General features: G+C 73.1%; 2 protein-coding genes and 1 pseudogene. All 3 read left to right on the forward strand.

Annotated elements, in window-relative coordinates:
* On the forward strand, positions 1 to 4,926 hold a 4,926-nt coding region (locus AB0E24_RS45585; protein ID WP_359385895.1), incomplete at its 5' end, for a type I polyketide synthase.
* Positions 4,927 to 5,000: 74 nt separating this feature from the next.
* Positions 5,001 to 9,986: pseudogene (locus tag AB0E24_RS45590) on the forward strand (type I polyketide synthase); the annotation flags it as partial.
* Between the two features lie 264 nt (positions 9,987 to 10,250).
* Positions 10,251 to 15,559, forward strand: a 5,309-nt coding sequence (locus AB0E24_RS45595) for a type I polyketide synthase (RefSeq protein WP_359385900.1), incomplete at its 3' end; no start/stop codon positions are given.

Genomic DNA, 15,559 nt, shown 5'->3' on the forward strand with positions numbered 1-15,559 from the left:
ATCAAGGCGTTTGCTGCGGGTGCGGATGGTACGGGTTGGGGTGAGGGTGTGGGCATGCTGCTCGTGGAGCGGCTGTCGGATGCCCGGCGTAATGGTCATGAGGTGCTGGCGGTTGTGCGGGGCTCCGCGATCAACCAGGACGGTGCGTCGAATGGTCTGACGGCGCCGAATGGTCCGTCCCAGCAGCGGGTGATCCGTCAGGCGCTGGCGGGTGCGGGGCTGTCCCCGTCCGAGGTGGACGCGCTCGAGGCCCACGGCACCGGCACGACGCTCGGTGACCCGATCGAGGCGCAGGCGCTGCTGGCCACCTACGGCCAGGACCGGCCCGAAGGACGTCCGCTGTGGCTCGGCTCCATCAAGTCCAACATCGGGCATACGCAGGCCGCGGCCGGTGTCGCCGGGGTGATGAAGATGGTGCTGGCGCTGCGGCACGGTGTGCTGCCGCCGACGCTCCATGTGGACGAGCCGACCCCGCATGTCGACTGGTCCGCCGGTGAGCTGGAGCTGCTGACCGAGGCGCGGGAGTGGCCGGAGACCGGCCGTCCGCGCCGGGCCGCGGTGTCGGCGTTCGGCATCAGCGGCACCAACGCGCATACGCTGCTGGAGCAGGCCCCGGAGCCGGAGGAGAGCCCGGAGCCGGAGGAGAGCCCGGCCGCCGCTCCGGCGGTGGAGCTGCCGACGGTTCCGTGGGTGCTGTCGGGCAAGTCCCCGGCCGCCGTACGCGGTCAGGCCGAGCGGCTGCTGGCCCACCTCGGCGGCGGGACCGCACCGGCCGCCACCGATGTGGCCTACTCGCTGGCCACGACCCGCGCCGCCCTGGACCACCGGGCCGTGCTCACCGCGGACAGCGGGGACGGGCTGCTGGCCGGTCTCGCGGCGCTGGCGCGGGGCGAGTCCGAGGTGCCGGGCCTGGTCGAGGGTTCGGTGTCCGGCGGCAAGGTGGCGTTCCTGTTCACGGGGCAGGGCAGTCAGCGGCTGGGGATGGGGCGTGAGCTGTATGACGCCTTCCCGGCGTTCGCGGACGCGCTGGACGAGGTGTGCGCCCACCTGGACGCGCATCTCGAACGGCCGCTGCGGGATGTGCTGTTCGGGGAGGACGCCGAGGCGCTGGACCGGACCGGGTTCACCCAGCCCGCGCTGTTCGCGGTCGAGGTGGCGCTGTTCCGGCTGGTGGAGACCTGGGGTCTGAAGGCGGACTTCCTCTCCGGGCACTCCATTGGTGAGCTGGCCGCCGCGCATGTGGCGGGTGTGCTTTCGCTCGCCGACGCGGCGAAGCTGGTGGCCGCTCGTGGGCGGTTGATGCAGGAGCTTCCGGCGGGCGGCGCGATGATCGCCGTGCAGGCGTCGGAGGACGAGGTGGCGCCGCTGCTGACCGAGCGTGTCTCGATCGCCGCGCTCAACGGCCCGACCTCGGTCGTGGTCGCGGGCGACGAGGACGAGGCGGTCGCGATCGCGGTGTCCTTCGAGGCGCAGGGTCGTAAGACCAAGCGGCTCACGGTGAGCCACGCCTTCCACTCGCCCCGTATGGACGGGATGTTGGAGGCGTTCCGTGAGGTGGCCGAGGGGCTGACGTACGACGCCCCGCGGATCCCGATCGTCTCCAACCTGACGGGCGAGGTCGTCTCCGCCGAGGAGATCACGACCGCCGACTTCTGGGTGCGCCACGTCCGTGAAGCGGTCCGCTTCCTCGACGGTGTGCGGACGCTGGAAGCCCGGGGCGTGACCACCTTCGTGGAGCTGGGCCCCGACGGTGTCCTCACCGCCATGGCGCAGGACTGCCTGGCCGAGCCCGAAGCGGCCGAGCTGCTGCCCGCGCTGCGCAAGGGCAGGCCGGAGGCCGAGGCGCTGACCGGCGCGCTGGCCCGGCTGTACGTTCGCGGCCCGGCCCCGGACTGGGCGGCGTTCTTCGCCGGTACGGGGGCGCGGAAGGTCGCCCTGCCGACGTACGCCTTCCAGCGCAGCCGCTACTGGGTCGACGTCCAGCTGAGCCTGGACGAGGTCGCCTCGGCCGGTCTCGGCTCGGCCGACCATCCGCTGCTGGGCGCGGCGGTGGAACTGCCCGACGCGGACGCGTATGTGTTCTCCGGGCGGCTGTCGCTCGCCTCGCACACGTGGCTGGCGGATCACACGGTCGCGGACACGGCCGTGCTGCCCGGCTCCGCGTTCGTGGAGCTGGCGGTGCGCGCCGGGGACCATGTGGGCTGTGCGCTGCTGGAGGAGCTGACCCTGGACGAGCCGCTGATCCTGCCGGAGCGCGGCGGGGTGCGGCTGCGCGTGTCGGTGGGCGAACCTGACGGCGACGGCCGCCGTCCGCTGGCGGTGTACTCGCGCGACGAGCGCTCGGACACCGACCGGCCGTGGACCCGGCACGCCGCGGGTGTGCTCGGCTCCGCCGAGGCCCCGGCGGGTGGCGGCGCCGAGCCGCTGGCCGTGTGGCCGCCCGCCGACGCCGAGGCGGTGGACACCGACGAGCTGTACGCGAGCATGGCGCGTGCCGGGCTGCTGCACGGCCCGGCGTTCCAGAGCCTGGGCCGCGTCTGGCGGCGTGGCGAGGAGGTGTTCGCGGAGGTGCGTATCGCGGCCGAGCGGCAGCCCGAGGCGGCCCGCTTCGCCCTGCACCCGGCCCTGCTGGACGGTGCGCTCCAGCCGCTCGCGCTGGGCGCGGACGGTGCCGCGGTGGCGCGCTCCTGGCGCGGCGTGAAGCTGTACGCGGTCGGCGCCGAGGCGCTGCGCGTGCGGCTGGCGCTGACCGAGGACGGCGCGGTGTCGATGCTGGCGGCCGATGAGACGGGTGCGCTCGTCGCGTCGGTGGACGCGCTGGTGACCGGGGCGCTGGAGGTGGACCGGATCGCCGGTGCGACCTCCTCCGACCGCCATGAGTCGCTGTTCCGGATCGACTGGGCGCCGGTGGTGGCGCCCTCGGAGGCCGCCTCGGCGGGGATCGCCGTCATCGGCGGCGATGAGCTCAAGCTGAGCGTGGCCTTGGAGACGGCCGGGTTCCGCGCCACGGTCCACGACGACCTCGGCTCGCTGAACGCGGCGGTCGAGGCGGGCGGTCCCGCGCCGGACACCGTGCTGGTGCCGTTCCCGCCCGAGCCGGGTGCCGCCGAGGGCGGTCTCGCCGCCGGTGCGCACACCGCAACCCACCGCGTCCTGGGGCTGCTCCAGGAGTGGCTGAACGGCGGCCGGCCCGGTGCGGCCCGGCTGGTGGTGGTCACCCGTGGCGCGGTCGCCGCGGCCGGTGACCCGGCGGTGACGGACCTGGTGAACGCGCCGGTGTGGGGTCTGCTGCGGTCCGCGCAGACGGAGAACCCGGACCAGTTCGTCCTGCTGGACGTGGACGGCGAGGTGTCGTACCCGGCGATTCCGGCGGCGCTGGGCTCGGGCGAGCCCGAGCTGGCGCTGCGCGCCGGGGCGGCGTACGCGCCACGCCTGGCCAGGGTCGAGGCGACCCCGGCCATCGGGACCACCAAGGCCATCGTCACCCCCGAGGCCGCCAAGGCCATCGACGCCACCGGGTCGGCCGGACGGGCCATCGACCCCGACGGCACGGTGCTGATCACCGGCGCCACCGGCGGCCTCGGCAGGCTGTTCGCCCGCCATCTGGCCACCGCGCACGGCGCCCGCCATCTGCTGCTGACCAGCCGCAGCGGCCCGGCCGCCGACGGCATGTCCGAACTGGTCGCCGAGCTGGCGGAGTTGGGGGCACGGGCGACCGTCGTGGCGTGTGATGCGGCCGACCGGGAGGCGCTGGCCGGGCTGCTGGCCGGGATCCCCGCCGACCGCCCGCTGACGGCCGTGGTGCACACCGCGGGCGTCCTCGACGACGGTGTGATCGACATGCTGACGCCCGAGCGGGTGGACACGGTGCTGCGGCCCAAGGTCGACGCCGCGGTCAACCTGCATGAGCTGACCCGCGATCTGGACCTCTCCGCCTTCGTGCTCTTCTCGGCCGCGGCCGGCACGCTCGGCGGCGCGGGCCAGGGCGGCTACGCGGCGGCGAACGTCTTCCTCGACGCCCTCGCCGGCCACCGCCGTGCCACCGGCCGTACCGCACAGTCCCTGGTCTGGGGCATGTGGGCCGAGGAGCGCGGCATGGGCGGCCGGCTCGGCGAGGCCGACCAGCAGCGGGCGGCGCGCGGCGGGGTGCTGCCGCTGGCCGCCGAGGAGGGGCTCGCCCTGTTCGACGCGGCCCACGCCGTGGCGGACGAGGCGGTGCTGGTGCCCGTACGGCTGGAGATGGCGACGCTGCGCGCCGCCGCCGCCACCGGTGGGCTGCTGCCGCTCTACCGTGGCCTGGTGCGCACTCCGGTGCGCCGCGCCGCGACCGGCGGCCCCGCCGCCCCGGAGGCCGTGGCGGAGGCCGGGGAGGGCACCCTGGCACAGCGGCTGGCCGGGCAGTCCGAGGCCCAGCAGCAGCGGACCCTGCTGGACCTGGTCCGCCGTCAGGTGGCCGGTGTACTGGGCTACGCGTCGAAGGACCAGGTGGGCGCCGAGCAGGCGTTCAAGGAGCTGGGCTTCGACTCGCTGACCGCCGTGGAGCTGCGCAACCGGCTCAACGCGGCCACCGGGCTGAAGCTGACGGCGACGCTGGTCTACGACTACCCGACACCGACCGCGCTCGCGCGGCACCTGCGCCAGGAAGTGGCGCCGGAGGCCGACGGCCCCGGAGTGTCCGTACTGGAGGAGCTGGAGCGGTTGGAGAACAGCCTGTCCTCGCTGACGTCGGAGGACCTGGAGTCCGTGATGGAGGACGAGGCCGCGCATGCGAACATCGCGGTGCGTCTTCAGACGCTCCTGGCGAAGTGGAACGACGTGCGGCGCACCGCGGACGACGCCGGGGCGGAGGCCGAGGCGGAGGCGTTCGAAGAGGTCAGTGACGACGAGCTCTTCGACTTCATCGACAAGAGGTTCGGCAACGGCTGAAACGCGGCAGCACCTCCACCCGAACCCCCCCGACGAACCAGAGCATTGCGAATAGGTGAACGTCCATGGCGACTGCGAACGAAGCCAAGCTCCGCGAATATCTGAAGAAGGTCACCACCGATCTGACCGCCGCCCACCGGCGGCTCCAGGAGGTCGACGACCAGGCCCATGAGCCGATCGCCATCGTGGGCATGAGCTGCCGCTTCCCCGGCGGTGTGAGCAGCCCCGAGGAGCTGTGGCAGCTCATGGTCTCCGGCGGCGAGGCACAGACGGAGTTCCCGGCCGACCGTGGCTGGGACCTCCAGAACCTCTTCGACCCGGACCCGGACACCCCGGACACCACCTACACCCGCGAGGGCGGATTCCTCGACGACGCCACCCGGTTCGACGCGGCGTTCTTCGGGATCTCGCCGCGTGAGGCCACGGCGATGGACCCGCAGCAGCGGCTGCTGCTGGAGACGTCCTGGGAGGCGTTCGAACGGGCCGGGATCGACCCCGCGTCCCTGCGCGGCAGCAGGACCGGTGTCTTCGCGGGCATGAACGCCTCCGACTATCTGACGGTGGCGATCGACGCCCAGGACGACTTCGGCGGCCACCTCGGCACCGGCAACGCCAGCAGCGTCGTCTCCGGCCGCCTCTCCTACGTCTTCGGCCTCGAAGGCCCGGCCGTCACGGTGGACACCGCCTGCTCGGCGTCCCTGGTGGCGCTGCACCTGGCCGTCCAGTCGCTGCGACTGGGCGAATGCTCGCTCGCCCTGGCCGGTGGCGTCCATGTGATGTCCACCCCCGGTCTGTTCATCGAGTTCAGCCGTCAGCGGGGGCTGTCGGAGGACGGCCGCTGCAAGGCGTTCTCGGCGGACGCCGATGGCTTCGGCCCGGCCGAGGGCGTGGGCGTCCTGCTGCTGGAGCGGCTCTCGGAAGCCCGCCGCAACGGCCACAAGGTGCTGGCCGTGGTGCGCGGCTCCGCCGTCAACCAGGATGGTGCGTCGAATGGTCTGACGGCGCCCAACGGCCCGTCCCAGCAGCGCGTCATCCAGCAGGCGCTGGCCGGCGCCCGGCTGTCCGGCAACGATGTGGACGTCGTCGAGGCCCATGGCACGGGCACCTCGCTGGGCGACCCGATCGAGGCGCAGGCGCTGCTGGCCACCTACGGCCAGGACCGGACCGAGGAGCAGCCCCTGCTGCTCGGATCGGTGAAGTCCAACATCGGCCACACCCAGGGCGCCGCGGGCATCGCCGGGGTGATGAAGATGGTGCTGGCGATGGAGCACGGGGTGGTGCCCGAGTCGCTGCACATCGCCGAGCCGTCCCCGCACATCGACTGGTCCTCCGGGAAGATCGCACTCGTCAGGTCGGCCACGCCATGGCCCGAGACCGGCCGTCCGCGCCGTGCGGGCATCTCGTCCTTCGGCTTCAGCGGCACCAACGCGCACACCATCGTCGAACAGGCCCCCGCCGAGGAGCCGGGGCCGGTCGAGCTGGTGTCCAAGCAGCCGGGTGTGCTGCCGTGGGTGCTCTCCGGCAAGAGCGAGGCGGCGCTGCGCGCCCAGGCGTGGCGGCTGCTGGACCGGCTCCACGACGAACCGGCGCTGCGCCCGGTGGACATCGGCCTGTCGCTGGCCACCACCCGCGCCGCGCTTGACCACCGAGGTGTGGTCCAGGGCCGGGACCGCGAGGAGCTGATGGCCGGGCTGACCGCCCTCGCCGAGGGCGGTATGGCGGCCGGTGTCGAGCGCGGCAGCGTGGTCGCCGGGCAGACGGCGTTCGTCTTCCCCGGGCAGGGCTCCCAGTGGGTGCGCATGGGCGTGGGGCTGATGGATGCCTCGCCTGTGTTCGCGGCGCGGATCGAGGAGTGTGCGGGGGCGTTGGGGGAGTTCACCGACTGGTCGTTGGTGGATGTGTTGCGGGGTGCGGAGGGTGCGCCGTCGTTGGAGCGGGTGGATGTGGTTCAGCCGGTGTTGTTCGCGGTGATGGTGTCGTTGGCGGAGTTGTGGCGTTCGTTGGGTGTGGTTCCGGCGGCGGTGATCGGGCATTCGCAGGGTGAGATCGCGGCGGCGTGTGTGGCGGGGGTTCTGTCGTTGAGGGACGCGGCGCGTGTGGTGGCGTTGCGGAGTCAGGCGATTGGGCGGGTGTTGGCGGGTAAGGGTGGCATGGTGTCGGTGGCGCTTCCGGTGGCGGAGGTGCGGGAGCGGATCGCGTCGTGGGGCGAGGAGCGGATTTCGGTGGCGGCGGTCAATGGGCCGTCGTCGGTGGTGGTTTCGGGTGAGCCCGAGGCGCTGGATGAGCTGATTGCCTCGTGTGAGGCGGATGAGGTGCGGGCCCGGCGGGTGCCGGTGGACTACGCCTCGCACTCCGCGCAGGTCGAGCTGCTCCGCGAGGAACTCCTGGAACTGCTCGCCCCCGTACAGCCGAAGAACGCCCAGGTGCCGTTCCTGTCCACCGTCACGGGGGAGTGGATCGACGGTCCGGAGCTGGATGCCGAGTACTGGTTCACCAACCTCCGTCGCACCGTCGAGCTGGAGGGCGCGGTCCGGCGGCTGCTGGACGAGGGCTTCGGTGTGTTCATCGAGTCCAGTGCGCACCCCGTCCTGACGATGGGTGTGCAGGAGACCGCCGAGGACGCCGGTGTGGACGCGGCCGCGATCGGTTCGCTGCGCCGCGACGAGGGCGGCCTTGACCGGTTCTGGGCCTCCGTGGGCGAGGCGTGGTCGCGCGGGGTGAACGTCGACTGGGACGCGGTGTTCGACGGTACGGGCGCGCGCCGCGTCGAGCTGCCCACCTACGCCTTCCAGCAGCAGCGCTACTGGCCCGAGCCCGCGCCCGCGCGGGCGGCCGGGGAGATCGGGCACGACGCCGTGGAGGCGAAGTTCTGGGCCGCCGTGGAGGCCGAGGACTGGCAGGCGCTGGCCGCCGAGCTGACGGTCGAGGGCGATCAGCCCATGAGCGCCGTTCTGCCCGCGCTGGCCTCCTGGCGCAAGCAGGCCCGTGAGCAGTCCGCGGTGGACGGCTGGCGCTACCGCGTCACCTGGAAGCCGCTGACCGAGGAGCGGTCCCCGCGGCTGAGCGGCGCCTGGCTCGTCGTCGTACCGGGCGCACCGGCCACCGAGAACACCGACACCTGGACCGACGCCGTGGCCGGGGTGCTCGCCGAACGCGGCGCCGACGTACGGCGGATCGCCGTGGACACCGGCGTCGACGGCCGCGAGGAGCTGACCGAGCGGCTGCGCGCCGCGCTCGCCGACGCCGACGGCACCCCGTTCGCCGGGGTGGTGTCGCTGCTGGCCCCGGCCGAGGGCGCGCACCCCGAGCACCCCTCGCTGCCCGCCGGAACGGCCGCCCAGCTCGCGCTGATCCAGGCCCTCGGCGACGCCGGGATCGGGGCGCCGCTGTGGTGCCTGACGCGCGGCGCCGTCTCCGTGGGCGGCTCGGACCGGCCCGCCTCGCCCGAGCAGGCGCTGGTCTGGGGCCTGGGCCGGGTGGCCGCGCTGGAGCACCTGGAGCGCTGGGGCGGTCTGATCGACCTGCCCGAGGCGCCCGACGAGCGCGCCCTGACCCGCCTGGTGGGCCTCCTCGCCTCCGACGGCGACGAGGACCAGGCCGCGATCCGTGCGGCGGGCGTCTTCGGGCCCCGGCTGGTGCGCGCCCCGCTGGCCGACACCTCCACCGTACGGTCCTGGAAGCCGACCGGTACCACCCTGGTCACCGGCGGTACGGGACGGCTCGGCGCGCAGGTCGCCCGGTGGCTGGCCCGCAACGGCGCCGACCATCTGGTGCTGGCGAGCCGTAGGGGACCGGAGGCCCCCGGGGCGGTCGAGCTGGAGGCCGAGCTGACCGGGCTCGGCGCCAAGGTCACCCTCGCGGCGTGCGATGTGACCGACCGCGCGGCGCTCGCCGAGACCCTCGCGGCCATCCCGGCCGACCAGCCGCTGACCGCCGTCGTGCACACCGCCGCGGTCATCGAGGACGGGGTGATCGAGGGACTGACGCCGGATCAGGCCGAGCGGGTGCTGCGGCTGAAGGTGGACGCCACGCGCCATCTGCACGAGCTCACCCGGGACCTGGACCTGACCGCGTTCGTGCTGTGCTCGCACTTCTCCGCCACCTTCGGCGCCCCGGGCCAGGGCAACCAGGCGCCCGGCAACGCCTTCCTGCACGCCTTCGCCGAACAGCGCCGCGCGGACGGGCTGCCCGCCACCGCGCTGACCTTCGGCCCGTGGGGCGACGGCGGCACGGTGGACGGCGCCGTCGGCGACCGGATGCGCCGCCACGGCATCAACGAGATGGCGCCGGAGCCGGCCACCGCCACGCTCCAGCACGCGCTGGACCGGGACGAGACCGCGCTGACCGTCATCGACATGGACTGGCAGCGCTTCACCCTCGCCTTCACCGCCGACCGGGCGCGTCCGCTGCTGCACGATCTGCCCGAGGCCCGCGAGGTCGTCGAGGAGATGGCCGCCGCCGAGACCGAAGGGACCGGCGCGGCCGCCGGTGCGGCCCTGGCCGGGCAGTTGGCGGCCCTGCCGGAGACCGAGCGCGAGCGGGTGCTGCTGGATCTGGTGCGCAGCGCGGTGGCCGCCGTGCTCGGCCACTCCGGCGCCCAGGCGATCGAGGCGGGACGGGCCTTCAAGGAGCTGGGCTTCGACTCGCTGACCGCCGTCGAGCTCCGCAACCGGCTCGGTGCCGCGAGCGGGCTGAAGCTGCCTCCGAGCCTGATCTTCGACCACCCCACCCCGGCCGCCGTGGCCGCCTATCTGCGGGCCGGGATCGCGCCCGACGAGGCGGCCGACGGCACCGCGGTGCTCGACGAGCTCGACAAGCTGGAGACCGCGCTCACCGGCACCGCGCCCGACAACATCACCCGGGCCCGGATCACCATGCGCCTCCAGTCGCTGCTGGCGAAGTGGAACGAGTCCGACGGCACCGCGGTCACCGCCGAACCCGCCGCCGCGGCGGTGGCACCGGAGCGCCCCGCGAAGGACACGGTCGACGCCGAACAGCTCCAATCGGCCAGCGACGAAGAGCTCTTCGCATTCATCAACAAGGGTCTTGGAAGAGCGTGACGAGAATTTCGCTATTGACGTCGTATCCGTTGTCGGCCAGGATTTTCTCTACCCTTCAATAGAGTTATGAAATACCGGGTTGCCCCCTATCGCTCCTTGGGTATCCAGGGGGTCATAGGGGGCATCTAGGGGTTGTTGTGAGGGTTAGTTCACACATAGCCTCTCTGCGAGAAGTCGACTGATTTTGGTTGTTGGTTACCGGCTCCCCTGTTGAGGATCTGTGGAGCATTTCCGATGCCGTCTGCCCGTAATTGGATTGCGTAAATGGCGAATGAAGAGACGCTGCGGGACTACCTCAAGCTGGTAACGGCGGATCTGCACCAGACTCGCCTCCGCCTGCAAGAGGCCGAGGCGAAGAACCACGACCCCATCGCGATTGTGGGGATCGGCTGCCGTTATCCCGGAGGCGTTCAGTCGCCCGAGGACCTGTGGCGCATCGTCAGCGAGGGCGTCGACGCGGTCAGCGAGTTCCCGCTGGACCGCGGGTGGAATGTCGACACGATGTACCACCCGGACCCGGACCACCCCGGCACCAGTTATGTGCACGAGGGCGGATTCGTCGACGGGATAGCCGATTTCGACTCCTCGCTTTTCGGCATCAGCCCGCGGGAAGCGCTCGGTATGGATCCGCAGCAGCGGATGCTCCTGGAGACCTCCTGGGAGGCGTTCGAGCGGGCCGGAATCGACCCGGTGGCGGTGCGCGGCCGGCAAATCGGCGTCTTCGTCGGCACCAGCAATCACGATTACCTGGGCGCGATCCTCAGTTCCAACGAGAACTTCGAGGGCTACTTCGGAACCGGTAACGCCGCGAGCGTCGCCTCCGGCCGCCTTTCCTACACCTTCGGTTTCGAGGGCCCGGCCGTCACCGTCGACACCGCCTGCTCCTCCTCGCTGGTGGCGCTCCACCTCGCCGTCCAGGCGCTGCGCAACGGCGAATGCTCACTCGCCCTGGCCGGCGGCGCCACCCTGATGTGCGCGCCCGGCGTCTTCGTCGACTACAGCAAGATGCGCGGACTGGCCCTCGACGGCCGTTCCAAGCCCTTCGCCCCGGAGGCCGACGGCTTCTGCCTGGGCGAGGGCGTCGGCATGCTGCTCGTCGAGCGGCTGTCGGACGCCCAGCGCAAGGGCCACCCGGTCCTCGCCGTGGTGCGCGGCTCCGCCGTCAACCAGGACGGCGCCAGCAACGGTCTCACCTCGCCCAACGGCCCCTCGCAGCAGCGCGTCATCCTCCAGGCGCTGGCCAACGCCCGGCTGAGCCCCGACCAGGTCGACGCCGTGGAGGCCCACGGCACCGGCACCGCCCTCGGCGACCCGATCGAGGCACAGGCGCTGCTCGCCACCTATGGCCAGGACAGGCCCGAGGGCAAACCGCTGCTCATCGGCTCCATCAAGTCCAACATCGGCCACGCCCAGGCGGGCGCCGGGGTCGGCGGCATCATCAAGATGGTCATGGCGATGCGCCACGGCCAACTGCCCAGGACCCTGCATCTCACCGAGCCCACCCCGCACGTCGACTGGACCGCCGGGGACGTCGAACTGCTCACCGCCACCCGCGAGTGGGTCAAGGACCCCGAGGACGCCACCCCGCGCCGTGCGGGCGTCTCGTCGTTCGGCATGAGCGGCACCAATGTGCACACCATCCTCGAGGAGGCCCCGGCCCCCGCGGCGCCCGCCGAGAGCGGCGAGCCCGAGCCGGAGCGGACCGAGCCGCCCCTGGTCCCGGTCGTGCTGTCGGGCAAGAACGAGCAGGCGCTGCGCGCCCAGGCGCTCCGGCTGCGGACCCATCTGGCCGCCCACCCCGGCCACCGCCTCGCCGACATCGGCTACTCCCAGGCCGTCACCCGCGCCGCCCTCGACCGCCGTGCCGCGGTCGTCGCGGCCGACCACGACGAGCTCCTCGCGGGCCTCGACGCGCTCGCCGAGGGCCGGCACCACCCCGAGGCGACCGAGGGGCTGGCCGCCGAGGGCAAGGTCGCGTTCCTCTTCACCGGCCAGGGCAGCCAGCGGCTCGGCATGGGCCGTGAGCTGTACGAGACCTACCCGGTGTTCGCCGAGGCGCTGGACGCGGTCTGCGCCCAGCTCGACCGCTTCCTCGACCAGCCGCTGAAGGGCGTGCTGTTCGGCGACGACGCCGCCACGCTCGACCGGACCGGCTTCACCCAGCCCGCGCTGTTCGCCGTCGAGGTGGCACTCTTCCGCCTCGTCGAATCCTGGGGGCTGCGGCCCGACTTCCTCGCCGGCCACTCCATCGGCGAGCTCACCGCCGCCCATGTCGCCGGGGTGCTCTCGCTCACCCACGCCTGTGCCCTGGTGGCCGCGCGCAGCCAGCTGATGCAGCAACTCCCCACCGGTGGCGCGATGATCGCGGTGCAGGCGTCGGAGGACGAGGTGGCGCCGCTGCTGACCGAGCGGGTGTCGATCGCCGCGCTCAACGGGCCCACTTCCGTCGTCATCGCGGGTGACGAGGACGCCGCGGTGGCAATCGCGGAGTCGTTCCAGGCACAGGGCCGCAAGACCAAGCGGCTCACCGTCAGCCACGCCTTCCACTCCCCGCACATGGACGGGATGCTGGAGAACTTCCGTCAGGTCGCCGAGCGGCTGACCTACGAGGCTCCCAAGATCCCCATCGTCTCCAACCTCACCGGCACCCTGGTGAGCGCCGACGAGATCACCACGGCCGACTTCTGGGTGCGCCACGTCCGCGAGGCCGTTCGCTTCCTCGATGGCGTCCGCCGCCTCGAGGACCACGGCGTGACCACCTTCGTGGAGCTGGGCCCCGACGGGGTGCTCTCGGCCATGGCCCAGGAGTGCGTGACCGGCGACAAGAACCGCACGTTCGCCTTCCTGCCCGCCCTGCGCTCCGGCCGCCCCGAGGCCCGCACCCTCGGCCAGGCGCTCGCCCAGGCCCACGTCCGCGGGGTGCCCGTGGACTGGTCCAGGTATTACGCGGGCACCGGCGCTCGCCGCGTCGAGCTGCCCACCTACGCCTTCCAGCGGCAGCGCTACTGGCCCGCCAACCCCTTCTCCTACGGCATCGACTCCGCCGCCGCCGAAGCCGCCGCCCCGGCCTTGTCCGACGCCCGGTTCTGGGAGGTCGTGCACAGCGAGGACCTGCCCGCCCTGGTCGAAACCCTCGGCCTCGACGGCGACCAGCCCCTCAGCGAGGTGCTGCCCGTCCTGTCCGCGTGGCGCCGGCGGAGCCACGTCGACACCACCGTCGACAGCTGGCGCTACCGCGTCACCTGGACACCGCTGCCGCAGACCCCGGACAAACCCCTCACCGGCACCTGGCTCGTGGCCGCTCCCGAGGGGCGCGACGACGACCCCTGGGTGGCGGAGTCGCTACGGCTGCTGGCCGAACGCGGCGTCAGCGTCCACCGGATCGACGTCGACGGCACCACCGTCGACCGCGCCGCCCTCGCCGAGCGGATCCGCGCCGCCCTGAGCCCGGACCCGGCGGCCGGCGCCGACACCGCGCGCCTCGACGGTGTGCTCTCCCTGCTCGGCCTGGACGAGCGCCCGCACGACCAGCACCCCTCCCTCACCGCCGGACTCGCGAGCACCCTCGCCCTCGTCCAGGCCCTCGGTGACGCCGAGGTGGACGCCCCGCTGTGGGCCGCCACCCGCGGCGCGGTCTCCGTCGGCCGCTCCGACCCGCTGACCAGCCCCGAACAGGCCCAGCTCTGGGGCCTGGGCCGCACCGCCGCCCTCGAACACCCCGAGCGCTGGGGCGGTCTGATCGACCTGCCCGCCACCGCCGACGACCGCGCACTCGGGCGGCTCGCCGACATCCTCGCCGGGCCCGAGGGCATCAGCGGCGAGGACCACCTCGCCATCCGCCCGCAGGGCATCCACGCCCGCCGGCTGGCCCGCGCACCGCACCACGAGACCACCGGCGACGGCTGGACCACCCACGGCACCGCGCTGATCACCGGCGGCACCGGCGCCCTCGGCGGCCATGTGGCCCGCTGGCTGGTGGCCCACGGCGCCCAGCACATCCTGCTCGTCGGCCGCCGCGGCCCCGACGCACCCGGCGCCGCCGGACTGCGGGACGACATCGCCGCCCTCGGCGCCCAGGTGACCATCGCCGCCTGCGACGTCGCCGACCGCGACGCGCTCGCCGGGCTGCTGGCGACCGTACCGGCGGACCTCCCGCTGACCACGGTCGTCCACGCGGCAGGAGTGCTGGACGACGGGGTGCTCGACGCCCAGACCCCGCGGCGGATGGCCGATGTGCTGCGTGCCAAGGCCGACGCCGCCCGCCATCTGGACGAGCTCACCCGCGGCCTCGACCTGTCCGCCTTCGTGCTCTTCTCCTCCATGGCCGCCACCTTCGGCGCCGCCGGTCAGGCCAACTACGTGGCCGCCAACGCCTACCTCGACGCGCTCGCCGAGCGCCGCCGGGCCGATGGCCTGCCCGCCACCTCGATGGCCTGGGGCGCCTGGGCCGACGGCGGCATGGCCACCGACGAACTGGTGGCCGAGCGGCTGCGGCAGTCCGGGCTGCCCGCCCTCGCCCCCGAACCGGCCACCGCCGCCCTGGGGGCCGCGCTCGACCTCGACGAGACCTTCTCCCTCGTCGTGGACATCGAATGGGACCGCTTCGCGCCCGGCCTCTCCGGCCACCGCCCCAACCCGCTGCTCGCCGAGCTCTCCGAGGCCAGGCACGCGATCGAGGCGGCGCGCACCGCCACCGGCGGCCCCGCCATCCCCGGCCGGTCGACAACGCTGGCCCAGCGGCTCACCGACGCCGGAACCGACGAGGAACGCGACCAGATCGCCCTGGACTTCGTCCGCACCCAGGTGGCCGTCGTCCTCGGCCACCCAGGACCGGACTCGGTGGAGCCCAGCCGCGCCTTCCGCGACCTCGGCTTCGACTCGCTGACCGCCGTCGAGATCCGCAACCTGCTGGCCACGCTCACCGGGCTCAAGCTGCCCGCCACCATCATCTTCGACTACCCCACCCCGATCGCCCTCGCCGATCACCTCCAGGCCGAACTCATCGGCTCCCGCCCCGCGGTGACCGGTGCGTCGTCGGTGGGCGTGGCCCTGGACGACGACCCCATCGCGATCGTCGGGATGAGCTGCCGCTTCCCCGGTGGCGTACGGTCGCCGGAGGAGCTGTGGCGGCTGCTGGCGTCCGGACAGGACGCGGTGGTCGACTTCCCCGCCGACCGCGGCTGGGACCTGGAGACGCTGTACGACCCGGAGGGCACGGGCGAGCACACCAGCTACGTCCGCGAGGGCGGCTTCCTCGCCGACGCCGCCGAGTTCGACCCCGTCTTCTTCGGGATCTCGCCGCGCGAGGCGCTCGCGATGGATCCGCAGCAGCGGATGTTGCTGGAGACGTCGTGGGAGGCGTTCGAGCGGGCCGGTATCGACCCCACCACGCTGCGCGGCCAGCAGGTCGGCGTGTTCGCCGGCACCAACGGCCAGGACTATCTGCCCGTGATCCTGTCCGCCCCCGATGGCTCGGAAGGCTTCATGGGGACGGGTAATGCGGCGAGTGTGATGTCGGGTCGGGTGTCGTATGCGTTGGGTCTTGAGGGTCCGGCGGTGACGGTGGATACGGC

This window comes from Streptomyces malaysiensis subsp. malaysiensis, from assembly GCF_040653035.1.
GTDB lineage: Bacteria > Actinomycetota > Actinomycetes > Streptomycetales > Streptomycetaceae > Streptomyces > Streptomyces malaysiensis.